This window comes from Providencia sp. PROV033, from assembly GCF_028484855.1.
GTDB classification, from domain to species: domain Bacteria; phylum Pseudomonadota; class Gammaproteobacteria; order Enterobacterales; family Enterobacteriaceae; genus Providencia; species Providencia alcalifaciens.
Window position 1 is genome coordinate 1 of record NZ_JAMPSW010000016.1, and the last position, 24,527, is coordinate 24,527.

Consider the following 24,527-nt stretch of genomic DNA (forward strand, 5'->3'; position numbering starts at 1 on the left):
GACGAAGGAATGATGCCGCAGGCCATTCTAGCCCCCCCACCGCCTAACACCTCTGGATGATCTGAATAATTATCCCCACCTGCGTGCACCATTAATGCTCGGTTCTGGATATCCTTCAAGGATTTTAATTTTGGTGCAAGGACGCTGTAGGTTGCATTGCCTTGGCTATCAACCACTAAGCCTGGTAAATCTCCAAGATGACCTGTTTTATCATAAGGTCCTTTGTGTACGCCTGTTTTCACGGGGTCTAAATGCCCACCTGCTTTTAATGCTGGAACTGTTTTGCCCTCTTTTTCCCCTGGGTCGCAACTTGGGTTTTCATGTACATGGAAGCCATGCACGCCTCCCGCTTGTAATCCAGAGAGTTTTGGAGTGAAGAGTAATCCGTATTCGGTTTCAGAAATCACTACTTCGCCAATGGCTTTACCATCACCTTTGGCTGTTGCTTCTTTTAGCTCTACCGTGGTTTGTGCTGCATATGCCGCGCTGGCTGTGAATAATGTTGCTAACAAACATAATTTGAACTTCATACCGCCTCCAGTCATTCACGCTGTGTATTATCCTTAAGTTAAACGTTAGCATAATAAATGAATAAAAATGGGCGATTACTGCTTTTGTTATGTGAGAGCTATCGAGTTATGAACAAAAAAAGAGCCCAGAGGGCTCTTTTATATGATTGTAGATTTGGATTTAGCTTTGATTCTGAACTTCGTTACCGAATTCCAAACTATTATTCTAAATAGTTCGCCTTAGAACAAGGCGGCAATCGAGCTAATCCCTAGGAGCATACACAAGTATGTGACTAGGGTTAGCGAGTGCTGCCAGCACCGCTACGGTGCAAAGTATGAAGAATAAAAAACTATTCTTTGGCTTTCCAAACACCATCCACATAAAAAGCACTCCAACCTGTTGCCTTACCGTCTTTCTCTGACGAAACATATTGCTGTTTCGTTTTACGGCTAAAGCGAACCACTGTTGGGTTACCTTCTTCGTCTTGCGCTGGTGCTTCCGCTAAATACGCCAATTTTTCTGGTAGTCTGTCTTTAAATCGTTGCAGTTCTGCCACTAATGGTGCGCGAGTTTCCCTTGATTTCGGGAACGTATTTGCCGCAAGGAAAACACCGGCAGCGCCATCACGTAGCACGAAATAAGCATCTGATTTTTCACATGGCAGTTCTGGTAACGGTACTGGATCTTCTTTAGGCGGTGCAATTTCACCACTTTTTAAGATCTTGCGAGTATTTTTACACTCTTCGTTGGTACAACCCATGTATTTACCAAAACGCCCCATTTTCAGGTGCATTTCAGAACCGCATTTGTCGCATTCGATCACCGGACCATCGTAACCTTTGATGCGGAACTCGCCCTCTTCGATTTCATAGCCTTCACATGCTGGGTTATTACCACAAACATGGAGTTTACGACCATTATCGATTAAGTAGCTATCCATCGCGGTGCCACATTTTGGACAACGACGTTTTGCTCTTAAGGCGTTGGTTTCGGCATCATCGCCTTCAAGGATGTTAAGAACTTCATCTTCAGGGATCAGATTAATGGTTTTCTTACAGCGCTCTTTTGGCGGCAGTGCATAGCCGGAGCAACCTAAGAACACCCCTGTTGATGCAGTACGAATTCCCATATGGCGTTCACAGTCAGGGCAAACAATCGACGTGATAACCATTGGATTGGTACGCATTCCCCCTTCTTCAGGGTCTTTTTCAGCAATATCTAACTGCTTGCTAAAGTCAGAGAAGAATTCATCCAGAACCGCTTTCCACTCGGCTTCATGGTTCGCAACATGGTCTAACTGATTTTCCATGCGGGCAGTAAAGTCATAGTTCATCAAGTCGTTGAAGTTTTCTTCCAAACGATCCGTGACGATCTCACCCATTTTTTCCGCATAGAACCGGCGGTTTTCTACTTTCACATAGCCACGATCTTGGATCGTCGAAATGATAGCCGCATATGTTGACGGGCGACCAATGCCACGTTTTTCTAATTCTTTAACTAAAGATGCTTCACTAAAGCGTGCTGGTGGCTTCGTAAAGTGTTGACTTGGCAACAATTCTACCAACGATAACTCAGTGCCTACTGGGATCGCAGGTAAAGTTTTATCTTCGTCATTTTTACGCAGTGCTGGCATGACTCTCGTCCAACCATCAAAACGTAAAGTGCGACCTTTCGCTTTTAATTCGAAATCGCCCGCTTTCACCGTTAATGTTGTAGAGTCGTATTTTGCAGGTGTCATTTGACAAGCCACAAATTGATTCCAAATCAACTGGTATAAACGTTTTGCATCGTTTTCCATGTCTTTTAGTGAGTCTGGCAACACATCAACATTGGATGGACGAATAGCTTCGTGCGCTTCTTGGGAATTATCTTTACTGGTATAAACGTTCGCGTCTTTTGGTAAGTATTGCGCACCAAAGTTGTCAGAAATATAACCGCGAACCATATTTACTGCGTCTTGGCTCAAGTTGGTTGAGTCAGTACGCATATAGGTAATATAACCTGCTTCATACAAACGCTGAGCCATCATCATGGTTTTCTTCACACCAAAGCTTAAGCGAGTGCTCGCCGCTTGTTGCAGCGTGGATGTGATGAATGGCGCGCTGGGTTTGCTGGATGTCGGTTTATCTTCACGATCAATCACTTGATAACGTGCTTTTTCCAGTAATTTAACCGCAGCTTCTGTTTGTACTTTATTAACAGGTTTAAATGATTTTCCTGACTGAGAAGTCACTTCTAAGCGTAAATTAACGGCGCTTTTATCCGCTAAATCCGCATGCAGTTCCCAATATTCTTCAGGAACAAAAGCTTTAATTTCTCGTTCGCGTTCAACAATCAGTCTCACTGCAACAGACTGTACACGCCCAGCTGATAATCCACGTGCCACTTTTTTCCATAATAATGGAGACACCATGTAACCAACGACACGGTCCATAAAGCGACGTGCTTGCTGAGCATTAACACGGTCGATATTCAATTCACCTGGGCTTTCAAATGCTTGAGTAATCGCATTTTTAGTGATTTCGTTAAACACAACACGACTAAAACGAGAGTCATCACCACCGATCACTTCGCGTAAATGCCACGCAATTGCTTCCCCTTCGCGGTCAAGGTCCGTCGCGAGGTAGACGTGGTCAGCATCTGCGGCTAACGCTTTTAATTCAGAAACGACCTTTTCCTTACCCGGCAAAATTTGGTAATTCGCCTTCCAACCATGATAAGGGTCGATCCCCATACGTTTAACTAACGCATCTTGAGGATCCTTCTTAACTTTTTTCGTTTTGTCGGTCTTTGCTTTATCGGTAGATGAGCCTGTACTCTTCGGTGAGCCGGATTGTGAGCCAGAGCCGCTTTTCGGCAGATCACGAATATGGCCGACGCTGCTTTTTACAACGTAGCCACTGCCAAGATATTTATTGATCGTTTTGGCTTTTGCCGGGGACTCCACTATAACAAGAGCTTTACCCATATTTACCTTTACCTACTATCAAAGAAGGCGCATTTTTCTATTCAAATGCGCAAAATGAGAATCTCTTTTTTATATTGCGACAGAATCACAATATATCAATATTTTTTCGTACAATAATTTGTAACGAAACGAATTTTATCCACCAGCCACATTATTTTATAAAGCATACAAATTGCTCTAGTTGACTGATTTTAACCACATAATGCGGTTTAGCCGCATTGAAAAACACACACTCTACCTGATAAAATGCTAGAAGCAACCAATTATTTTTTCAAGAGAGGCATTCTATGAACACTGAGATTCAAACTATTTCAAAGCAAGAACTACTTGAAAAAGCCAACGAAATCATTAAAAACCACGATGAATACCTCGACGGCATGTTCGTGGATAATGTCGAGCAACATCGCGATGTTTTGGTCTTCAAAGGGGAGTTCTTCCTTGATGAAAATGGCATTCCAACCCTAAAAAGCCCTGCGGCTTTTAACATGTATAAGCATTTAGCACACGTATTTTCTGAACAGTATCGACTGCTTGAGTCTGAACAGTAATAAAAAAATACCGGCTTTATTGGCCGGTATTTTTAAGGGTAGTTCAAATTGAACATTACGTCGTCAATATTCAATGAATGTTATTTCTCTTTATAACATACATTTTATAACCGTTATTTTTATAATAGCGGTTTTTGACCTCGCTGCCACCAGCGTAATAATAGCTTATCCGCACTTTCAGCCGCACTACTGGTAAAACGCTCTACCATTTTTTTACTCATGACAAAACGGATTCTAACGATTTCTTTGGTTTCAATTGCATCAATGATCAGGTCATCACTCACCCCAATCTGATCCACCAAACCTTTTTCTAGCGCTTGAGTTCCATACCAGTATTCCCCTGTTGCAACAGCAGCAATATCAAGAGATGGGCGATTTTGATGAACAAAATCTTTGAACAGCTCATGCGTTGAGTTCAAATCCTCAACAAACTTCTTGCGCCCTTGCTCGGTGTTTTCACCCAGCATCGTCAATGTACGCTTGTATTCCCCCGCAGTGTGTAACTCTACGTCTACATCATGTTTTTTCAGTAAACGGTGAATATTAGGTACCTGCGCGACAACACCGATCGAACCAATAATAGAAAACGGCGCTGCAACAATTTTATTTGCGATACACGCCATCATATAACCGCCACTCGCCGCGACTTTATCAACCGCAACAGTAAGTGGAATATTTTTCTCTTTCAATCTCATTAATTGAGATGCCGCTAAACCGTAACCATGGACTAATCCACCTGGGCTTTCTAAACGCAGTAAAACTTCATCTTGAGCTTCCGCAACTGCCAGAATTGCACTGATTTCTTCACGTAAAGAGCTAACTTCACGAGCATCCATGCTGCCTTTAAAGTCTAAGACATATAAGCAAGGCTTTTTGACGGCAGTTTGCCCTACTTTTGCCCCTGATTTTTCACTTTTCGCTTTCGCTTTTTCCTGTTTTTTAAATGCCTTTGTCCACGCTTTTTGCTCAGAATCATTCATTTTGATTTGTTGCATTTGGCGTTGGCGTTCGCGGTAGCTCTCACCTAAATCTGTAATTTTTAATGCACCTTTACTTCCTTGGCGTCTCATTCCGACACCAAATACAAATACAGCAATAACCACAATAGCAACCACAATCGTCACCACTTTTGCTAAAAACAGTCCATACAAAGAGAAATACTCCACAGGTTGATCCTTCTCGTATTTAACACTAATAAAAAATGATCGCATGATTGTTCAAAAACAACCAGTAAAAAAATTGTTATCAATAACCACAGACGTTAAACAAATGTGGTAAATTGCCCTCCCGCGCAATTTACGCGATGATAACCCTCAACGCGAATCATGACGATAGGAAAAATTATGCTTCATTATCAGCCTAGACAAGATCTTTTGAATGGTAAAACTATCTTAATCACCGGCGCTACTGATGGGATTGGTCAAGAAGCAGCATTAACTTATGCACGCTTTGGCGCATCCGTCATTTTATTGGGTAGAAACCCGCAAAAATTAGCCGCAATTAAACAAGAAATTCAAGACGTCACGGGTTCAACATCAGAAAGCTACCTTATTGATTTACTGACTGCGACACCCGACGATTGCCAAGCCATCGCAGACGATATTGCTAAACAACATCCTTATTTAGATGGCGTATTACACAGCGCAGGATTACTGGGGAATATCGCTCCAATAAGTGAACAACCCGCTCAGCTGTGGCATGACGTTATGCAAGTCAATGTGAATGCTGGGTTTATGCTAACTCAAGCTCTATTACCTTTATTAGAGAAAGCGCCCCATGCATCTCTTATATTCACCAGTTCTAGTGTCGGCAAACAAGGTCGTGCAAATTGGGGCGTCTATGCCGTTTCTAAATTTGCAACGGAAGGTTTAATGCAAGTCTTAGCTGATGAATATCAAGGCACCGGTTTACGTGTAAACTGCATCAATCCAGGACGCACGCGCACCGCAATGCGCGCTGGTGCAGCACCAGGAGAGGATCCAATGACGTTAAAAACGCCCGCCGATATTATGCCAACTTATCTATACTTAATGGGTGATGATAGCGTCGACCAAACGGGAACAAGTGTAGATGCTCAACCAAATTTAAAGCCGATTAAAGCGGAGTAAACCATGAGCCAAGACCGACACGAAGAACGTCAACAACGTTTGAAACAAAAAGTGGATGAACGTATAGATGCCGCACAATTAGAACGAGGGATCCTGATTGTCTTCACCGGCAACGGTAAAGGAAAAACGACGGCTGCCTTTGGTACAGCGTGTCGTGCGGTCGGTCATGGCAAAAAAGTCGCGATTGTCCAGTTTATTAAAGGCAGCTGGGACAATGGAGAACGAAATCTTTTGGAACCCCACGGGGTTCCTTTTTATGTCATGTCGACGGGTTTCACATGGGAAACTCAGAACAAGCATACGGATACACAAGCTTGTCTCGAAACATGGCTGCACGCTCTTCAATTACTGCAAGACCCACAGTATGACTTAGTGATTCTTGATGAGCTTACTTATATGGTGAGTTACCATTATCTCCCACTTGCTGAGGTCATGAATGCGCTGAGCTGCCGCCCCGAAAATCAGTCGGTCATCATTACAGGCCGAGGTTGTCACCGTGAATTACTGGAATTCGCTGATACCGTGACGGAGATGCGCCCCATTAAACATGCGTTTGACGCAGGGATTAAAGCGCAAAAAGGCATTGATTGGTAATAGTTAGTGACAGCGAATTAAGGCATATCATGAAGTTTTAAAACACCCGCGCTGAATATAGCTGCAGTTTGCGACAAAAATAACACATATTTTTGTCGCTCTTCTAAACAATGGTCCTCAGTATCCCACTGACTATAAATTTCAGCCATACTCGATACCTCGAGACGATATTGATTATAAAAATCTTGCTTCGTTGTCGGGTCGTCTGAACGCCGATAAGCGTGGATAATAGCATTCACTTTCTCTGCATACTGCTGAATGTTTTGATCGTCAGAAACCGGAAGTATCACAGGATAGTCAAACATCAGGCTCACTGTATCCTGTTGTACAGATTTATCTTCACGTACCGAAACCTGTTTTATTTGTTTATCATCACTGGAAATTGCATTAATGAATTCTAAATATGAAAAACACTTTGTTTTTATTTTACTTACGTTGGTCAATGAATTTAATTCGTCTGGGATCCGAGTACCAATAGGATAATCACAGTTGAATACGTTATTATCAATAATGATATCATCACTGCTCTGAACTCTTCCTTTTACTCGATAATCGCCAACCTTTAATTCTTGCACTATCTGATCATGTATCGACGGAATTCCATTATTCCCATAGACAAAGCTATAGGAATAATAAATATGCTGCTGAGGATTTAATATTCCCCCTTTATTACCAGGGTAAACCATAAAATAAATATGTTTACCTTGCTCCATCGTCATGGAATGTAAGCCTTGTTTCAAATATAAACTTCCCACAGATTCTCTAGGGATCACTATCAGTTTATTATCAATAAAAAATGAGTAATTATCTAACGATTCATTACTGAAGAAGAAGCGCCCATTTTCAGAGGTATGTGGTTGATATGCATCGCAACTTGTTATGCCAAAACTCAAGACTGCCGCATATTTCGCCGACTTTGTACATAACATAAATATTAAAACCTTTTATTTATTTCATCATGATAAAAATAGATTAAATATACAACTTACACAATATGAAAGTGTCACAATGTGACAAGCACCTTATAAACTCTTAGCTTGAGTATTTTAAGTTTTAAATACTAAAATAACAAAGAAGTAAAAGTAATAACCAAAATTGCTCAGTGTATTTTATTTCACCCTTTACTAATCATAAAAGGACTGGGTTGGTAATTTATTTACTCTCTTGTTATTTTATTTCTATTAATTGGAAAAACATTGAAATAGATAATGTGAGAATGAAAAATTGAGTATCAAAAATTAGCGGATAATTTCAGAATTTCAATCTAAATGAAATAAAAAAAGGTTATGGCGCATACCATAACCTCTTTAAAATCTGCTAAATAACGCAGTACAAATTAGATTCGAGTACGACGTTTTGCTGTTGGACGCGAAGATTGGCGTTTCGCCGCTGGGCGTGATGCAACTTGAGTATGACGCTTCACTGCACGACGAATTTGGTTCGCTTTGATGCGGCGCTGATCGCGCTCAACAGACACTTTACTTTCTGTTTCAACATCCAGCTCAACTAACTCTCTTAAATAGTTAGTTTGCTCTAAACCTAACTCCGTCCAACCACCACGCGGTAAACCTTTAGGGAGGTCAATATCCCCGTAACGAACACGGATCAGCCGGCTGACTTGAACACCAACAGATTCCCATAAGCGGCGAACTTCACGGTTACGACCTTCCGTTAACGTGACGTTATACCACTGGTTCATTCCTTCACCACCACGGTATGACACCGTTTTAAACGATGCAGGACCATCTTCTAATTGAACACCCGTAGTTAACTGACGAATTTTTGCGTCCGTGATTTCACCAAATACACGTACCGCATACTCACGTTCGACTTCACGGCTTGGGTGCATTAAACGGTTAGCTAATTCGCCATCCGTCGTGAATAACAGTAAACCACTGGTATTCACATCAAGACGACCTACCGCTATCCAGCGAGCGCCAGTCAATCTTGGTAAACGATTAAATACTGTTGGACGTCCTTCAGGGTCATGACGAGTACACAATTCCCCTTCTGGTTTGTAGTATGCCATGACACGGCAGATTTCTTTTTCTGGCTCTTTAATCGCTAAAAGGCGGCCATCTAAACGAATTTTTGTTGTCGCTTTAACTTCAACACGGTCACCCAGTGTTGCCATTTTACCATCAACACTAATGCGACCTTCTTTAAGTAATCCTTCGATTTCTCGGCGGGAACCATGCCCTGAACGGGCAAGGATTTTTTGTAACTTTTCAGTTTGTTGCGGTTTAGAACTCATGAGATCCTCAGCTGTCGCCTTCACAGGCGTCAAATAACTTCTCGCTCAATAGGCAAAAAGTGATGAATTTGAAAACCTGCGCATTATACACAGGTTTATCCTGATCCCCTATTACTAATCTTCTTGGCAAATAAGCTTACTCAAAGGGGCTTGGGTCACCGGTTCCAACGCGAGCAACAACCGGTGTGTCATCCGTAAAATCAATAACCGTCGTTGGTTTTTGACCGATGTAGCCGCCATGGATCACTAAGTCCACTTGTTTATCCAGTAAATCGCGGATCTCTTCAGGATCAGATTGCGTAAAATCATCTCCCGGTAAAATCAAGCTGGTGGACATTAATGGCTCCCCTACGGCTTCCAACAGATCACGCGCAATTGGATTTGAAGGAACACGTAAACCAATTGTTTTACGTTTTTCATTCATTAAACGGCGCGGTACTTCTTTCGTCGCTTTCAAAATAAACGTGTAGTTACCCGGTGTATTGTTCTTAATTAAACGAAATACGGTGTTATCTACATGCGCATAGTTAGAAAGCTCAGATAAATCACGACACATTAACGTAAAGTTATGATTTGAATCCAATTTACGGATACGGCAAATACGTTCTAGGGCATTTTTTTCTTCTAAACGACAACCAATGGCATAACCTGAATCTGTCGGGTAAACCACAACGCCGCCTTTATTCAGGATTTCAACGCTTTGGCTAATCAGCCTTGCCTGAGGGTTGTCCGGATGGATATAGAAAAACTGGCTCATAGTGACCTCTATAGTTGAGTATCGACAGCATCATCCGGTGAACGACCTAAAAATGGCACTATCTATTTGCAAGACATAACAACCACAATATTACCTTTATCAAATAATATTGCGGTTCAATAAAATAATTTATATTGCAGAGTATTTTACACCCAAACCGTGATCCATCAATAAATTAGGTTATATTCTCATAAACTAAGCGGTTTTTATCTGATCCCACAGCGTCCAAACCGCATGATTATCATTAGGGAGCCATAGATTGCGTCCTAGTTCAATCCACGAACACGGTCGATGAAAATCAGAGCCGACTGACGTTTTCAATTCGGCGCCTTGCGCTAATTCCCCTAAAAATTGCTTCTCATTCGCTGGCTGCTGACAGTGGGATATCTCCATCGCATCCCCTTGGCAAGCTTTAAAATAGTCGATCAGCCGTCTTAACCACTTATTGGAAAGTTGATATTTTGATGGATGGGCTAATACCGCAACACCACCCGCGCGATGAATCGCGTCGACGGCCTCTTGAATGCTGCACCACTGAGCCGGTACATAACCAGTCTTTCCTTTCGCAAGGTAGCGCTTGAACACATTATTAATCGTTTTCTCTTTGCCAGTTTTGACAATATATTGCGCAAAATGCGCCCGAGTTACCTGTCCACCACCTGAAAGTGCTTGTGCATTCTCCCATGCATCATCAATTCCTGCTTTTTGCAAACGTCGTCCCATTTCAATGCCACGTTCTAAACGACGCTGTGATTGCTGCTCCAACAACGTCGCCATTGCAGGCTCACTCGGTGAAAAATTTAGCCCAACAATATGAATTTCAATATTTTCCCACAGGGTGGATATTTCAACGCCATTAACGAGTGTTAATGGACGCGGATTTTCTGCAAGATATGCCCTGGCGGCAATCACCCCATCACAAGTATCATGATCCGTAATTGATAAGACATTCACACCCATTACTATCGCACGTTCGACTAACTCAGCGGGCGTTAAATCCCCATCTGATGCATTCGTATGGCTATGTAAGTCATAGCGAGTCACTATTGGCGTCGAATCTTGCGACATGATGTTACCTTCTCCCTTCTTCGACTTAACGAAAATTAAAAATAAATACAAACAACTATTGACACAAACCTCATGATCCAGTTTACTAGTACGAAAGATTAGTTACATCCAAAAAACATTTAAAACCAATTTGTTTATCCAGTGAGGCATGTATGACTTTATTCAATTTATCAAATCGTTGGTGGCGCGACTTCCCAAATTGGGCGGAAGCCGCACGCGCATAAATTGTTAATGCCTCAGTGCCGAACCCGCCCTCAACCAGCGGGTTTTTTTATGTCTGAAATTAGCTTAAGGCAGCAAAATGAACAAACAAAACACCACATTAGCACATTTTAATTATCTGGATAGCCCAATTAACTATCAACCAGACCCAACGTTGCTATTTAATCATCTGTGCCAGAATAAACCCGCTACCATGTTGTTAGAGTCGGCGGAAGTCAACAACAAAGCCAATTTACAAAGTTTGTTAATCGTCGACAGCGCATTACGTATCCGAGCATTTGGTCAACGTGTCGAAATTGAAGCATTAACCCAAAATGGGCAAGCACTTCTGCCATTAATCAGTGAGCAGTTAACAGAGCAAGCCCTTCGTTGTGATTTAACAACAGAGCATTTGACCGTTGTTTTTGCGCAACCAGAAAGTCAATTAGATGAAGATAGCCGCTTAAAAAGCGCATCCTGCTTAGATGTATTACGGACATTGCCTGCACTGGCACAAGCCTACTACACCAAGCCTGAAATTCTCTTCATGGGTGGGTTATTCGCCTACGATTTAGTCGCAAATTTTGAAGAATTACCTGAAGTAACCGCGACTAACCAGTGCCCTGATTTCTGCTTTTTTGTCGCTGAACACTATTTAGTGATCGACCATCAGAACCAAGCGGCACGTTTGAAAAGCTTATTTTTTACTGCAAATGTACAAGCAGTAGCACAAGTACAACAACGTCATAATGACATTATCGTGGCTTGCCGACCATACTTACCCACCTTGCCTTTGGGGGAACCCACTAAGTTCAGCGTCACTATCAATAAAGACGATACAGAGTATGGCAAGGTGGTGAATACACTAAAAGAGGCGATTTATCGTGGGGATATCTTCCAAGTTGTGCCATCGCGTAAATTTAGTATGCCATGTGCACAACCCTTGATTGCCTATCAAAAACTCAAAGCACAAAACCCAAGCCCTTATATGTTTTTTATGCAAGACAACGACTTTACGCTGTTTGGCGCATCACCTGAAAGTGCATTGAAATACAGCCAACAAAGTCGTGTTGTCGAAATCTACCCTATCGCAGGGACTCGTCCTCGTGGACGTAATGCGCAAGGGAATATCGACTTGGATTTAGATAGTCGCATCGAATTAGCAATGCGCACGGATGAAAAAGAGCTCGCGGAACACATCATGCTCGTAGACTTGGCTCGTAATGATTTAGCACGCATTTGCGAAGCGGGTAGCTGTTATGTCGCCAATTTGACCAAAGTCGATCGCTACTCTTTTGTGATGCACCTAGTCTCTCATGTTGTGGGCACTTTACGTCGTGATTTAGATGTATTTCATGCCTATCAAGCCTGTATGAATATGGGAACACTAACTGGTGCGCCAAAAGTCAAAGCCATGCAATTGATTGCCGAATGTGAAAAAGAACGTCGCGGCTCCTACGGTGGCGCTGTCGGGTACTTCAACGGCAAAGGGGATTTTGATACCTGTATCGTTATTCGCTCAGCGTATGTTGAAAATGGTATTGCGACAGTGCAAGCCGGCGGTGGTGTGGTACTCGACTCCTCCCCGCAAGGTGAAGCCGACGAAACGCGTAATAAGGCACGTGCAGTGATCCGCGCGATTGCTCAAGCCCACCAAGTTGAGGAGTTATTCTAATGGCTAACATCTTACTACTCGATAATGTTGACTCTTTTACTTACAACTTGGTCGACCAATTACGTGCCAGTGGTCATCAGGTCGTGATCTACCGTAACACCGTCAGTGCAGAACATGTTTTATCCGTACTGACACAATTGAATGACCCGATTTTGGTGCTTTCTCCCGGACCAGGAAAACCCAGTGAAGCCGGTTGTATGCCTGAAGTGCTTAAATCTGCGTTAGGAAAAATTCCGGTGATTGGTATTTGCTTAGGGCATCAAGCCATTGTTGAAGCGTATGGCGGCGTTGTTTCTCCAGCGGGAGAAATATTACATGGTAAAGCCTCAATGGCGACCCATGATGGTCAAGCGATGTTTGCTGATTTAGATAACCCAATTTCAGTGGCGCGTTATCACTCTTTAGTAGGTAGCCAAGTTCCTGAATCATTAACCATTTGTGCACAGTCTAACGGTATGGTTATGGCCGTGCGCAATGATGAGCAGCGAGTGTGTGGATTCCAGTTCCACCCTGAATCCATCTTAACCACGCAAGGTAAGTTGTTATTAGAAAACACCGTGGCATGGGCGCTTTCTTCCCCCAACAAAACAACAACACATTCGCACTAATGGGACACAGAGAGCCAATCATGCAAAACATTTACGATAAATTATTTAAGGCGCAAGCGTTAACTCAACAAGAGAGCCAATACCTCTTTAACGCCATCATTCAAGGTGAGCTCACGGAGCCCCAACTTGCCGCGGTGCTGATCAGCATGAAAATGCGCGGTGAACAACCTCAAGAAATTGCAGGTGCCGCACTGGCATGCTTGGAAAACGCGCAGCCATTCCCACGCCCTGATTATCAATTTAGCGATATTGTCGGGACCGGTGGTGATGGAGCAAACAGCATTAACATTTCAACCGCCAGCGCTTTTGTGGCTGCCGAATGTGGGATCAAAGTAGCCAAACACGGTAACCGTAGCGTTTCAAGTCGTTCTGGTTCCTCTGATTTACTTGCTGCATTTGGAATTGCATTAGATTTAAGTGCTCAGAGTGCTCGTGATGCCTTAGATGAATTAGGTTTATGCTTTTTATTTGCGCCACAATATCACAGTGGATTCCGTCATGCTGCGCCGGTTCGCACTCAGTTAAAGACGCGCACCCTATTTAATGTACTGGGTCCATTAATCAACCCTGCGCGTCCACCGCTCGCTTTAGTTGGCGTGTATCAAGATTCACTGGTTGAGCCCGTTGCAAAAACCATGCAAATGCTTGGGTTTACTCGTGCAGCTGTGGTACATAGTGGAGGGATGGATGAAGTTTCTCTTCATGCGCCAACCCATGTAGCCGAACTAAAAAATGGCGAAGTGCAGCAATATATCTTAACAGCTGACGATTTTGGCTTAACACCCTATCAACTAAAAGATTTAGAAGGCGGTACGCCCGATGAGAATCGTTTTCTGTTAACTCAATTATTACAAGGACATGGTCAAGCCGCTCATGAAGCCGCTGTTGCTGCCAATGTCGCGATGTTATTACGTATTAATGGTTACGAAGATTTAAAAGAAAACAGCGAACACGCACTCAATATTATTCGTAGCGGCAAAGCATTTGACCGCGTTCTGGCACTAGCTGCAAGGGAGCACTAAAATGAAAGGCACTGTATTACAGAAGATTGTAGATGACAAACTGACCTACTTGGTTGAACGCAAATTGCACCAACCGCTGGCGAGTTTCCAATCTGAAGTGCAACCTGCGCAACGTGGTTTTTATGCGGCATTACAAGCTAAACGCCCTGTCTTTATTTTAGAGTGTAAAAAAGCATCGCCATCAAAAGGAGTGATCCGTGAAGATTTCGATCCTGCGGTCATTGCCAGCATGTATGCTCCTTATGCTTCTGCAATTTCTGTTCTTACCGATGAAAAATATTTCCAAGGTAAAATGGATTATCTGACTATCGTCAGCAATACCGTGAAACAACCTGTTCTGTGCAAAGATTTCATTGTCGACCCTTATCAGATATACCTTGCTCGCTATTACCAAGCAGATGCTATATTACTTATGCTATCGGTATTGGACGATGAGCAATACATTGCATTAGCAGATGTGGCACACCAACTCAATATGGGCGTACTCACTGAAATCAGTAATGAAGGTGAATTGCAGCGCGCTATCAAGTTGAGAGCCAAAGTTGTCGGGATCAATAACCGTGACCTACGTGATATGTCCATTGACCTCAATCGCACTCGTCAGCTAGCTCCGCGTTTACCTGCGGGTACGGTGGTGATCAGTGAATCGGGCATTTTACAACATCAACATATTCAAAGCCTTGTCGATGTCGCAAATGGATTCTTAATTGGCAGTGCCTTGATGGAACAAGCAGATTTACCACAAGCACTGCGTAATTTATTAGTTGGCGAACATAAAGTCTGTGGTTTAACCCGAGAGCAAGATGCTAAAGCGGCTTTTGCTGCTGGTGCTAATTTTGGTGGATTGATTTTTGCGGAAAAATCACCCCGTAAAGTGACATTGTCACAAGCAAAGCAGATTATTCACTCAACCCCGCTTAAATATGTGGGTGTTTTTCGCGATCAATCCGTTGATTTTGTATCACATATTGCACAACAGCTAGCACTTCACGCTGTTCAGCTTCACGGTAACGAAGACAATGCTTACATTGCCCAGCTCCGTGAAATCTTGCCCGCGCACTGTCATATTTGGAAAGCACTTAACATGGCAGATAATCAAGTTATTGATTATGACCCAACTTTAGTCGATATCTTGCTATTAGATAATGGTGCAGGTGGTACAGGTAAAACCTTTGATTGGTCAAATATCCCCGTCAATAGCTCACATAAGCTGATGATTGCTGGTGGACTCAACCCAGATAATTGCCAGCAAGCGGCACAACTCGTTTGTAATGGGCTTGATTTTAACTCAGGTATTGAGATTGAGCCGGGTATTAAATCCGAACATAAACTAAACCAAGTCTTTGATGTATTGAAGAATGCCCGTATAGCACTTTAGCCAAAAACACATTCATCAATACAGAACACACAATTTTAAAATGGATAATAAATAATGAGCAAATTAGACCCCTATTTCGGTGAGTTTGGTGGGCAATATGTCCCAGAAATCCTGATCCCTGCATTAAACCAGTTGGAAGATGCCTTTATTGATGCCCAAAATGATCCTGCATTCTTAACGGAATTTCATGACCTACTCAAAAATTATGCGGGTCGTCCAACTGCGTTAACCCTGTGCCGTAATCTGACTGCGGGAACAAAAACCAAACTCTATTTAAAGCGTGAAGACCTCCTTCACGGGGGCGCCCACAAAACTAACCAAGTTTTAGGGCAAGCCTTACTGGCAAAACGCATGGGCAAAAATGAAATTATTGCCGAAACGGGTGCTGGGCAACATGGTGTTGCTACCGCCCTTGCTTGTGCATTATTGAATATGAAATGTCGTATTTACATGGGTGCGAAAGATGTTGAACGTCAGTCTCCTAACGTATTTCGGATGAAATTAATGGGTGCGGAAGTGATCCCAGTCCATAGCGGCTCTGCGACCTTAAAAGATGCCTGTAATGAAGCATTAAGAGACTGGTCTGGTAGCTATGAAACCGCACACTATTTATTAGGGACTGCAGCGGGTCCTCATCCCTATCCAACCATTGTACGTGAATTCCAACGGATGATTGGTGATGAAGCCAAACAACAGATCTTAGACAAGGAAGGTCGTTTGCCCGATGCGGTGATCGCCTGTATCGGTGGCGGTTCCAATGCTATCGGCATGTTTGCCTCCTTTATTCCTGAAGAAAATGTCGGGTTAATTGGTGTTGAGCCCGCGGGCCATGGCATTGAATCAGGGCAACACGGTGCTCCTTTGAAACACGGTCGCGTTGGGATTTACTTTGGAATGAAGTCCCCCATGATGCAAACCTCTGAAGGTCAAATTGAAGAGTCTTATTCAATTTCTGCGGGATTAGATTTCCCGTCAGTGGGTCCTCAACACGCTCACTTAAACAGTATTGGTCGAGCAGAATACGTTTCAATCACGGATGATGAAGCGCTGAATGCCTTTAAGTTGCTGTCACGTAAAGAAGGCATTATTCCTGCGTTGGAATCTTCCCATGCGCTGGCTTACGCGCTCAAAATGGCAGAACAAAATCCGAATAAAGAGCAGTTGTTAATTGTCAATTTATCCGGTCGTGGTGATAAAGACATTTTTACAGTACATGATATTTTGACCAGCAGAGGGGAAATCTAATGACGCGTTATACCCAACTTTTTCAGCGTTTAGACCAAAAAAATCAAGGTGCTTTCGTTCCCTTTGTCACGTTAGGTGACCCTGATGCTGAGCTCTCGTTAAAAATTATTGATGCACTCATCGCTGGCGGTGCGGATGCCTTAGAGATAGGCATTCCGTTCTCTGATCCTTTAGCGGATGGCCCGACAATTCAAAATGCCAATTTACGTGCCTTTAAAAGCGATATCACACCGACGTTATGCTTTGAATTATTAGCGCGTATTCGTGCCAAACACCCCGATATGCCAATTGGCTTATTAGTGTATGCCAACTTAGTGTTCACTAATGGTATTGACTCTTTCTATCAACGTTGTCAGCAGTCAGGTGTAGATTCCGTTTTAGTTGCGGATGTGCCAATGCGTGAATCAAAGCCTTTCCGTGAATCTGCGATAGCCCACGGTATTGCGCCTATCTTTATCTGCCCACCAAATGGTGATGACGCCCTGCTACAGGAAATTGGCAAACACAGTCAAGGCTATACTTATTTGCTTTCTCGAGCGGGGGTCACCGGAACAGAGCAACGTGCTCAAATGCCATTAACCCATTTAATCGATAAGCTCTCTCAATATGGTGCGGCGCCTGCACTTCAAGGATTTGGTATTTCAGAACCGGAACAAGTAGCTGAAGCGATTCGTAATGGTGCAGCTGGCGCAATATCCGGTTCCGCTGTCGTCAAAATTATTGAAAATAATTTGCAGCAGCCACAAGAGATGCTCAGTAAATTAACGACGTTTGTCACTAATATGAAAGCTGCTACACAGAAATAATTCCCATCATTTATTTCTATCTAGACTTTGTGAAGCCATCCATTATTGGGTGGTTTTTTTATTCTTAATATCAATTAATTGATTTTGGTTTTTAGTCAAATTTCACATCACAGAAAACATTTCAAATATAGAGATAAAATCATTAACTTTAATTTAAGTTTAAATACGTATTTTGATATTTAAATTTTGAATGAAATATCTGTATTGATATATTAAAACCCCAGCAATGTAAATTTAATGTTAAATAAAATAGAATTAATTTAACATTCCAGATTATTATTTTATTTTCTAAAAACGAAAAATCCGGGAAGTATATTCCCGGATTTCTTTACTGCTTTCTAATCCATTAGTCAGCAAGAATAATCTTGCTTATGTCCTTAAGAAATTAGAAACGGTAACCCACACCAAACATAAATACGAATGGGTCTAAACGAGTATCGATTTTTTGTTGCTGACCATCGGCTTTAAATTTAACGTCCGTTTCGATATTCATCCACCACACTGAGGCGTTTAACATCCAGTTGTCAGTCAGGTTATAGTCCATACCTGCTTGAGCTGCAAAGCCCCAAGAGCTTGATAAATCAAGGTCTGAAAGCTTAGCATCTTTACCTGTGCTATTAAATTTCTCATCAAAGAAGAAGGTATAGTTCAGACCCGCACCTAAATAAGGACGCAGTTTATCTTCTTTACTACCGAAATAGTATTGAGCCATCAGTGTTGGTGGTAAATGTTTAACTGTTGCAATAGTACCTGTCGGACCTGTTCCAACTTTATGCTCAAAAGGTGTTGCAGCTAATAATTCCACACCAATATTATCGGTGATCATGTAACCGAAAGTTAAACCTAATTGGGTATTATTATTAACGTCAAAAGAACCAAGTCCTAATACGTTTTCAGAACCCGCATTTGGTCTTACCGTTGCAGTTCCTGCACGAAATAAAAAGTCGCCAGCTTCATGTGCAAATGAAACAGCTGGAGCTAAAGTTGCAGCAGCTAAGACAAGCGCAGTGAGTTTTTTCATTGTCATCCCATTCCTATGTTTATTATTTAGCAAAAATATAGCCTATTCTCGAATTAGATATTCAAATCAAGATCACATCTTTTGCTAATTTATATATTTCGCAATAAATCTGAGTTTATTATTCCATTACTATTTTTTTCTATTTTGATTTGAATCAATTTTCGTTAAATAACTATTAAAATAAAAAATGATTTTATATTTATTGCTAATTAAACTCACTTTTAAATATATATTTAAAATACATCTTTTGGATTTTATTCTTTATTATTCTTAATACGCGTATTTATTGAGCGCCTCTACTGATTAGGCTAACTCCCAGACTTTTCTTATCTTTCTCTACCTATACGCACGATACTCGGTTACAATCACCGTCAAATTTTTATTCCGTTTGTAGATAGGAGCAGTTACATGTCCATTTCGGCCAACTCACTCTTTCGTGACAGCATCAACTTTTTTAAAAACCAGTTGAATGGCCTTTTCACCATTGTGATAATCGCCACGGTAATCAGCGTGATTGTCTACGCAATGTTAATTCCTAATGAACGGATGATCGGCGTATTACTGGAAGCGCAAAACCAACTCCTTGAGGCGGGTAACGCAGGACTACAAAACTGGGTACTCACCCTGCCAGAAGCTGAAAAAAGCAGTATCCTAAGAGTCTCACTAGGCTTAATTCTCTCCGTGGCACTGGGCAGCTTAGTGCTCATGTGTGGCGTACTTTCTTATATTGCCAATTTATCTCGCGGTGAAGCCGTCAACGGAACCCAAGCGTTAGTGTCATCGTTACCTAAAGCTCCTGCCATGTTCCTGTTGTTGATCATCTGCTCTTTGCTTATCCAACTGGGTATCACTTTAATGGTGCTTCCTGGTCTGATTTTAGCGATCGGTTTTTCTCTCGCGCCCGCGATTCTAATGAATGAAAAAGTGAATCCATTTAATGCAATGGGGAAAAGTTGGAAGCTGGCATTTGCGAATTGGCGTATTGCTGCCCCAATGATTTTAATCTGGATGGCAAGCCAAATGCTGGTCAGTATGCTGTTAAGCAGCCTGCAACTGAATCATATCGTGGTCAATGGTATTTCGTTCTTATTTAACAATATCATTGCGGCTTTTGCTTTAATTTACTTTTTCCGTTTATACATGCTGAGCACCAAGAATGCCTAAGCTCACATAGGCTAATTGATGAAAAAGGGCGTATCTGATACGCCCTTTTTTCCGTTATATTGACTGATTTTTCTCTTCGTTTCGCTCATCCACACTTTTTTGCTGAATATGCTGCTTACTTTGAATCAAGCGAATAGCAAAATAGATATCCGGTACCACCAATAAATCATCATCTGAACGATTAATTTTATTTTGAGATAACCAGCGATTTAGCGATGTCCGCCGCCCTGCCAATACGAGCGTAACGCCTTTGGCTTTTAATGCCGTGACGAGTTCATTCAATGCAGAGAAGACGCTCACGTCGTTATGGGTGAAGCTAACGGCGGCGTCCACAATGACCCACGCCGGACGTTTACGCTGGCTATCGATATGCTTGTTTAAGCGATCTTTAAAATAGTTCACATTGAAATAGGTCAACGGTGAGTTAAAACGATAAATCAGAACCCCTTCAACCGCCTGAATATCATTATCAGGGTTCATAGAATGCAACATACCCTGTTCATCGACCCCTAATAATTGATCGGTTGGGCGGAATATCACCCGCAAAAATTGCAGCAAACCTAATAATACGGCAAAACCCACGCCGCTGATCAAGCCGACCACAAGCACCGCGCAAAGTGTGAAAACGCATAAGAAAAAGGCTTGTCGGTTCCGTTTACGCATAGCATAAATGCTGCGAAAACTAATCAGTGAAAACGTGGATACCACCAGCACCATCCCTAATGCGGGCATCGGGATATATCCTAATACGTCCATAGAAAACAGTAATACAACCAAGATGGTTAATGCCGCAACCACAGACACCATTTGGGTTTTGCCTCCCATCATGTCGTTTACTGCGGTTCGACTACTGGCTGCGCTGACCGCAAATCCTTGAGATAACGCCGACGCAATATTCGCCATACCCAATGCTCGCAGTTCTTGGTCAGCATCAACGGTATACCCATTTTTACTGGCAAAACTGCGAGCCGTCATCATAAAACTCACAAAGCTAATGACCGCCAAGTTTAAGGATGGTGTGACTAAATCCCGCAATAACCCAGGATTAAAATCGGGTGCTGCAATAGAGGGTAAGCCCTCCCCCAGATTACCGACAGTGCTAATGCCATATTGTTCTAAATTGAAGACAATACTGGCACCTGTTGCTAATACCATTGCAATTAATAAGGAGGGCCACTTACTGCGTACTCGCTTAATCAGTATCGTGATAGACAACGTTAACACTGCCACAATCAGTGTTGGAATATGCGTTTCAGACAGTGCGAGAGGTAGTGCGACTAAACGTTCGATAAACCCTGACGGCAGTGAATCGATACCAAATATTTTGCCTAATTGGCTTACAATAATGGTCAGAGCTACCCCATTTAATAATCCTTGAAGAATGGGACCTGACAAGAAGTCAGCAAACATTCCCAGACGAAACCGCGCCGCAATCAGGCACCAAATTCCCGTCATTAAACTCATCACAATAATTAGCTGCCAGCGAGTATTTTCATCTCCCATAGCCAATGGCGCAACGGCTGCCGCGATCACGGCGCACGTCGCCGCATCAGGACCGATAATTAACTGTTTCGATGTCCCAAATAACGCATACATCAGCATAGGTAAAATACAGGCGTATAAACCAACAATAGCGTTGATCCCCATAAGCTCCGCATAGGCTATTGCAACAGGCAGCGCCACCGCAGCGACCGATAGCCCCGCTTTCACATCCGGTCCTAAATTAGCCAATTGGTACTGGCTAAAGGCTTGCAAACCGGGCATCAAATTAAATAATCGCGCCTTTATCATGGAGAAAAATTCTCTAAAAATTAATCAGTTAATTTATTGTGTAGACTATTTATATCCGAACTATTAAAGTTTATCTAGAACTAAGTCAAATAAGCGTAAAATAGTGCAAATCTGGTTGGATGACAGCCCTAATTCTTGGTAAAAGAGAGCAAACTTTTAACAATCTTCGCAAAATCAGTTAAACTACGTCATTGTGTTTAAGTTGACTATGTTCACGTTAAGGATCCGAATCCACTGTTATGAAACAACTTATTGATTTTATTCCTTTGGTTATCTTTTTTATTGTCTATAAAAGATACGATATTTTTTACGCTAGTGGCGCCTTAATGGTGACAACACCCCTCGCTCTACTGGCAACTTATCTTATTTATAAGAAAGTCGAAAAAGTCGCTAAAATTACTTGTGTCATTGTTATGGCGTTTGCGGCTTTAACCTTAATTTTCCATAGTGATGCCTTCATTAAATGGAAAGTCACTATTATTTATGGTTTATTCGCTTTAGCATTATTAATTAGCCAATGGTTTACCAAAAAGCCCATTATCCAAAGAATGCTGGGAAGTAATCAGGAAATTAAATTAGCTGATAGTTATTGGCTGAAACTGAACACCGCTTGGGCAATCTTCTTCATCGCTTGTGCCGGTATCAATATCTATGTCGCATTTTGGATGGCGCAAGACGTTTGGGTGAATTTTAAAGTGTTTGGACTCACCGCCAGTACCTTAATTTTTACGGTTCTGAGTGTCGTGTATATTTTCAAACACATGACTAAAGAGCCCCAAATAGAGAAGCCAAAAGAGTAATTTATTTCTCTAAAATAATATAAAAATAAATAAGCTGCGCACTTTCGCAGCTTTTTTATGCCTATCACAGCGATTTGTTACAATTATCTGTGACTGGATGTACTCTAGCGGTTTACTATACTTATATTTGTTTGCTATAAATGAGCAACAAAATCATAGTGTTTAATTCCCTTTACTAAAGAGTTTGATATGCAATTACCTAACGGTGAGCTCGTTTTACGTACTTTGGCAATGCCATCAGATACCAATGCGAATGGCGATATTTTTGGTGGCTGGCTAATGTCTCAAATGGATATTGGCGGCGCGATTTTAGCAAAAGAAATTGCTCTTGGTCGCGTAGTCACAGTGGCAGTCAATGGTATTAAATTTCAAAAACCCGTTGCTGTTGGTGATGTCGTTTGCTGTTATGCTCGCTGTTTAAAAACCGGAAAAAGTTCGGTGACAATCAATATCGAAGTGTGGGTAAAAAAAGTAGCAACCCATCCAGTTGGTCAGCGTTATCAAGCGACTGATGCTGTATTTACTTATGTAGCCGTGAATGATGACAATACCCCACGCGCATTACCTGAAGACAAACAACACTTTGAATTAGAAAGTTCACAACCTCAGGCTTAATCATTCGAACATCAAAAAAGCGCTTCATATGAAGCGCTTTTTTATTTTTACTCTTACATATTTAGTGTGTTTGCTTTTCTATACTTGGCTAACCGTTCCATCCACTTTGAAGTAGATCTCGGTGGTATAACCTTTTGCAGGTAATTTTTCATATTTCCAACGGTTCATCGCGCGTTTTACATCACGCTCAAACAACCCTTTTGGCGACGCTTCGACAAACTCAATATTTTGGACTCGCCCATCATCATCAATATCATAACGCACTTTTACATAGCCATTTTTTCCAAGGCGACGAGCACGATCCGGGTAATCTGGCGCTTGTTTGCTTAATGCTTTTGGACCTCGACTCCCAGAGGACTGGCTAGATACTGGCGCATTATTTTTGGCTGTGGTCTCGGCTCCACGCGTATTTACGGTGTCTTTTGATAGGATATCCGTGTTGGTAGCGGGGGTTTTATTCATTGCGATCTGTTTTTCAACAGGCTTTACAGGTTCCTGAATTTTTTTCGGTTCTTTTTTAGGTTCTTTCTTTGGTTCAGGTTTCTTTTTCACTACCGGCTTTTTCTGCGGTAAGACAATTGCAGGTTCCACTACAGGCTCAGGTTCAATGATAGGTTCAGGCTCTACCACAGGCTCAGGTTCTGACTGTGTTTCTGCAGGCGGAGTTGAAGCAGGTTCAGCAAAGGAAAGCATCGCTATCGAGATAGGCTCCTCAGGCTGAGGAAATTTCGGTTGATTAAAAATCCATGCCATAGCTAGGCCCGCATGAATTAATAATGAGATAGCAACGATGACTAACAGTCTGATACCACGCATATGCAATTTTTACCCTACACCAGTTTACTTATTGAATATGAGCAATAGTTTAAATGCAAATAGCAATCATATTCAATAAGGTTTAGCGAACAAAGTGAAAAATGTGAGTATAAACATGAATACCCTTACTCAATCCACTGAGTAAATAACAGAGAATGGCGACGTCGATAGATATCCATTTTACGAATAGCATAAATTTTCATGTTACGGCGAGAGTGTCTTTCTAGCCAACGGCGGCGGCGGCGAACGACCTGTCTTAACATTCTCCAGCGCCCCACTTCTTGCCTACTGCGTCTCATTTTTTAATCCTTATCAGGTGGATGGTCATAACGACGAAATATTATATGCCTTTGTTTGCGAGAACCAAGAAGAAGTTATCCGCAAAAATACGAAAATGGTCAGTTTAATCATGATCCCGTTCTAGAGAACTTACCATTAATTGCACTTTTATTTATTTAACTCAGTTTTTATTCAGAACTTTTAGCAAATTCTGGTATGTTTATTCTTAGTCTATATTTAATAAGACATATTTTCTTTTTTCGACTCTTTTTCTCTTTGTCAGTGAGGCTTGTTATCCA

The 24,527-nt window shown here is 42.0% G+C and carries 21 protein-coding genes, 1 pseudogene and 1 other annotated feature; of the genes and pseudogenes, 11 read left to right on the forward strand and 11 right to left on the reverse strand.

Going from position 1 to position 24,527, the window contains the following annotated elements; genetic code table 11:
* Together sodC and topA are read right to left on the reverse strand one after the other, a co-directional pair.
* Window positions 1-530 (reverse strand): superoxide dismutase [Cu-Zn] SodC (gene sodC / locus PSF16_RS04475; protein WP_272688838.1); only part of this gene is annotated, 530 nt, incomplete at its 3' end.
* Between the two features lie 329 nt (window positions 531-859).
* A complete protein-coding gene (gene topA / locus PSF16_RS04480) occupies window positions 860-3,478 on the reverse strand; it encodes a type I DNA topoisomerase (protein WP_006661696.1) in 2,619 nt (872 codons plus the stop codon).
* A gap of 287 nt (window positions 3,479-3,765) precedes the next feature.
* Here topA and PSF16_RS04485 point away from each other — a divergent pair, with 287 nt between their 5' ends.
* Entirely contained in the window at window positions 3,766-4,026 is a 261-nt protein-coding gene (locus PSF16_RS04485) for a DUF2498 family protein (protein WP_006658707.1), read from the forward strand.
* Window positions 4,027-4,145: 119 nt separating this feature from the next.
* Here PSF16_RS04485 and sohB read toward each other — a convergent pair whose 3' ends face one another.
* Window positions 4,146-5,192: a protease SohB gene (gene sohB, locus PSF16_RS04490; protein ID WP_272688839.1), complete on the reverse strand. Its 1,047-nt coding sequence runs from the start codon at window positions 5,190-5,192 to the stop codon at window positions 4,146-4,148.
* A 177-nt stretch (window positions 5,193-5,369) separates the two neighbouring features.
* On the opposite strand from sohB, the gene PSF16_RS04495 reads away from it, so the two are divergent.
* Together PSF16_RS04495 and cobO are read left to right on the forward strand one after the other, a co-directional pair.
* Entirely contained in the window at window positions 5,370-6,134 is a 765-nt protein-coding gene (locus tag PSF16_RS04495; protein ID WP_036965783.1) for a YciK family oxidoreductase, read from the forward strand.
* A gap of 3 nt (window positions 6,135-6,137) precedes the next feature.
* Window positions 6,138-6,728 (forward strand): cob(I)yrinic acid a,c-diamide adenosyltransferase, encoded by a 591-nt coding sequence (gene cobO / locus PSF16_RS04500; RefSeq protein WP_036963751.1) that lies wholly within the window; start codon window positions 6,138-6,140, stop codon window positions 6,726-6,728.
* 17 nt (window positions 6,729-6,745) lie between these two features.
* Here cobO and PSF16_RS04505 read toward each other — a convergent pair whose 3' ends face one another.
* The 4 genes from PSF16_RS04505 to rnm all read right to left on the reverse strand — a co-directional run bounded on the left by PSF16_RS04505 (window position 6,746) and on the right by rnm (window position 10,807).
* Window positions 6,746-7,657, reverse strand: coding sequence for a hypothetical protein (locus tag PSF16_RS04505; protein ID WP_272688840.1), 912 nt, complete (start codon window positions 7,655-7,657; stop codon window positions 6,746-6,748).
* A 407-nt stretch (window positions 7,658-8,064) separates the two neighbouring features.
* Window positions 8,065-8,982, reverse strand: a complete 918-nt coding sequence (gene rluB, locus PSF16_RS04510) for a 23S rRNA pseudouridine(2605) synthase RluB (protein ID WP_036963755.1) — start codon at window positions 8,980-8,982, stop codon at window positions 8,065-8,067.
* A gap of 136 nt (window positions 8,983-9,118) precedes the next feature.
* Window positions 9,119-9,739, reverse strand: a complete 621-nt coding sequence (locus PSF16_RS04515) for an L-threonylcarbamoyladenylate synthase (protein ID WP_006658715.1) — start codon at window positions 9,737-9,739, stop codon at window positions 9,119-9,121.
* 195 nt (window positions 9,740-9,934) lie between these two features.
* Window positions 9,935-10,807, reverse strand: a complete 873-nt coding sequence (gene rnm / locus PSF16_RS04520; RefSeq protein WP_272688841.1) for an RNase RNM — start codon at window positions 10,805-10,807, stop codon at window positions 9,935-9,937.
* A 173-nt stretch (window positions 10,808-10,980) separates the two neighbouring features.
* Window positions 10,981-11,082, forward strand: a sequence feature (Trp leader region).
* 26 nt (window positions 11,083-11,108) lie between these two features.
* Here rnm and PSF16_RS04525 point away from each other — a divergent pair.
* From PSF16_RS04525 to trpA, 5 genes and pseudogenes are all read left to right on the forward strand, one after another.
* The gene (locus PSF16_RS04525; RefSeq protein ID WP_272688842.1) at window positions 11,109-12,683 is read left to right on the forward strand and encodes an anthranilate synthase component 1; all 1,575 of its coding nucleotides are present in this window, start codon (window positions 11,109-11,111) and stop codon (window positions 12,681-12,683) included.
* Window positions 12,683-14,313, forward strand: a pseudogene (trpD, locus tag PSF16_RS04530) (bifunctional anthranilate synthase glutamate amidotransferase component TrpG/anthranilate phosphoribosyltransferase TrpD). Before PSF16_RS04525 ends, trpD begins: the two are co-directional and overlap by 1 nt.
* 1 nt (window position 14,314) lies before the next feature.
* Window positions 14,315-15,691 carry a bifunctional indole-3-glycerol-phosphate synthase TrpC/phosphoribosylanthranilate isomerase TrpF gene (gene trpCF, locus PSF16_RS04535; RefSeq protein WP_272688843.1) on the forward strand — a complete coding sequence of 459 codons (1,377 nt, stop codon included), beginning with the start codon at window positions 14,315-14,317 and terminating at the stop codon, window positions 15,689-15,691.
* 54 nt (window positions 15,692-15,745) lie between these two features.
* Window positions 15,746-16,936, forward strand: a complete 1,191-nt coding sequence (trpB, locus tag PSF16_RS04540) for a tryptophan synthase subunit beta (RefSeq protein ID WP_006658721.1) — start codon at window positions 15,746-15,748, stop codon at window positions 16,934-16,936.
* Window positions 16,936-17,742, forward strand: a complete 807-nt coding sequence (gene trpA, locus PSF16_RS04545) for a tryptophan synthase subunit alpha (RefSeq protein WP_006658722.1) — start codon at window positions 16,936-16,938, stop codon at window positions 17,740-17,742. The genes trpB and trpA overlap by 1 nt, the downstream gene beginning before the upstream one ends.
* Window positions 17,743-18,127: 385 nt before the next feature.
* Here trpA and ompW read toward each other — a convergent pair whose 3' ends face one another.
* On the reverse strand, window positions 18,128-18,763 hold the full coding sequence (gene ompW / locus PSF16_RS04550; RefSeq protein WP_039861823.1) for an outer membrane protein OmpW: 636 nt from the start codon (window positions 18,761-18,763) through the stop codon (window positions 18,128-18,130).
* A 408-nt stretch (window positions 18,764-19,171) separates the two neighbouring features.
* Between ompW and PSF16_RS04555 the strand changes: the two genes are divergently transcribed.
* Window positions 19,172-19,927, forward strand: coding sequence for a YciC family protein (locus PSF16_RS04555; RefSeq protein WP_006658724.1), 756 nt, complete (start codon window positions 19,172-19,174; stop codon window positions 19,925-19,927).
* A 54-nt stretch (window positions 19,928-19,981) separates the two neighbouring features.
* On the opposite strand, the gene PSF16_RS04560 is transcribed toward PSF16_RS04555, so the two are convergent.
* Complete coding sequence (locus PSF16_RS04560) at window positions 19,982-21,718, reverse strand: SulP family inorganic anion transporter (protein ID WP_036975673.1); 1,737 nt, start codon at window positions 21,716-21,718, stop codon at window positions 19,982-19,984.
* A gap of 239 nt (window positions 21,719-21,957) precedes the next feature.
* Between PSF16_RS04560 and PSF16_RS04565 the strand changes: the two genes are divergently transcribed.
* Both PSF16_RS04565 and yciA read left to right on the forward strand, forming a co-directional pair.
* A complete protein-coding gene (locus PSF16_RS04565; protein WP_006661683.1) occupies window positions 21,958-22,518 on the forward strand; it encodes a septation protein A in 561 nt (186 codons plus the stop codon).
* A 189-nt stretch (window positions 22,519-22,707) separates the two neighbouring features.
* Window positions 22,708-23,133 (forward strand): acyl-CoA thioester hydrolase YciA, encoded by a 426-nt coding sequence (yciA, locus tag PSF16_RS04570; RefSeq protein WP_006658727.1) that lies wholly within the window; start codon window positions 22,708-22,710, stop codon window positions 23,131-23,133.
* A 78-nt stretch (window positions 23,134-23,211) separates the two neighbouring features.
* Here the strand turns inward: yciA and PSF16_RS04575 are convergent, their stop codons facing one another.
* On the reverse strand, window positions 23,212-23,949 hold the full coding sequence (locus PSF16_RS04575) for a TonB family protein (protein ID WP_154601013.1): 738 nt from the start codon (window positions 23,947-23,949) through the stop codon (window positions 23,212-23,214).
* Between the two features lie 125 nt (window positions 23,950-24,074).
* The gene (locus PSF16_RS04580) at window positions 24,075-24,248 is read right to left on the reverse strand and encodes a YciY family protein (protein ID WP_006658729.1); all 174 of its coding nucleotides are present in this window, start codon (window positions 24,246-24,248) and stop codon (window positions 24,075-24,077) included.
* Window positions 24,249-24,527 lie beyond the last annotated feature (279 nt).

Bases quoted from the DNA above. Each gene is read 5' to 3' on its own strand.
- topA (WP_006661696.1), bottom strand. From the start codon at position 3,478: ATGGGTAAAGCTCTTGTTATAGTGGAGTCCCCGGCAAAAGCCAAAACG.
- PSF16_RS04485 (WP_006658707.1), top strand. From the start codon at position 3,766: ATGAACACTGAGATTCAAACTATTTCAAAGCAAGAACTACTTGAAAAA.
- PSF16_RS04495 (WP_036965783.1), top strand. From the start codon at position 5,370: ATGCTTCATTATCAGCCTAGACAAGATCTTTTGAATGGTAAAACTATC.
- cobO (WP_036963751.1), top strand. From the start codon at position 6,138: ATGAGCCAAGACCGACACGAAGAACGTCAACAACGTTTGAAACAAAAA.
- PSF16_RS04505 (WP_272688840.1), bottom strand. From the start codon at position 7,657: ATGTTATGTACAAAGTCGGCGAAATATGCGGCAGTCTTGAGTTTTGGC.
- rluB (WP_036963755.1), bottom strand. From the start codon at position 8,982: ATGAGTTCTAAACCGCAACAAACTGAAAAGTTACAAAAAATCCTTGCC.
- PSF16_RS04515 (WP_006658715.1), bottom strand. From the start codon at position 9,739: ATGAGCCAGTTTTTCTATATCCATCCGGACAACCCTCAGGCAAGGCTG.
- rnm (WP_272688841.1), bottom strand. From the start codon at position 10,807: ATGTCGCAAGATTCGACGCCAATAGTGACTCGCTATGACTTACATAGC.
- PSF16_RS04525 (WP_272688842.1), top strand. From the start codon at position 11,109: ATGAACAAACAAAACACCACATTAGCACATTTTAATTATCTGGATAGC.
- trpCF (WP_272688843.1), top strand. From the start codon at position 14,315: ATGAAAGGCACTGTATTACAGAAGATTGTAGATGACAAACTGACCTAC.
- trpB (WP_006658721.1), top strand. From the start codon at position 15,746: ATGAGCAAATTAGACCCCTATTTCGGTGAGTTTGGTGGGCAATATGTC.
- trpA (WP_006658722.1), top strand. From the start codon at position 16,936: ATGACGCGTTATACCCAACTTTTTCAGCGTTTAGACCAAAAAAATCAA.
- ompW (WP_039861823.1), bottom strand. From the start codon at position 18,763: ATGAAAAAACTCACTGCGCTTGTCTTAGCTGCTGCAACTTTAGCTCCA.
- PSF16_RS04555 (WP_006658724.1), top strand. From the start codon at position 19,172: ATGTCCATTTCGGCCAACTCACTCTTTCGTGACAGCATCAACTTTTTT.
- PSF16_RS04560 (WP_036975673.1), bottom strand. From the start codon at position 21,718: ATGATAAAGGCGCGATTATTTAATTTGATGCCCGGTTTGCAAGCCTTT.
- PSF16_RS04565 (WP_006661683.1), top strand. From the start codon at position 21,958: ATGAAACAACTTATTGATTTTATTCCTTTGGTTATCTTTTTTATTGTC.
- yciA (WP_006658727.1), top strand. From the start codon at position 22,708: ATGCAATTACCTAACGGTGAGCTCGTTTTACGTACTTTGGCAATGCCA.
- PSF16_RS04575 (WP_154601013.1), bottom strand. From the start codon at position 23,949: ATGCGTGGTATCAGACTGTTAGTCATCGTTGCTATCTCATTATTAATT.
- PSF16_RS04580 (WP_006658729.1), bottom strand. From the start codon at position 24,248: ATGAGACGCAGTAGGCAAGAAGTGGGGCGCTGGAGAATGTTAAGACAG.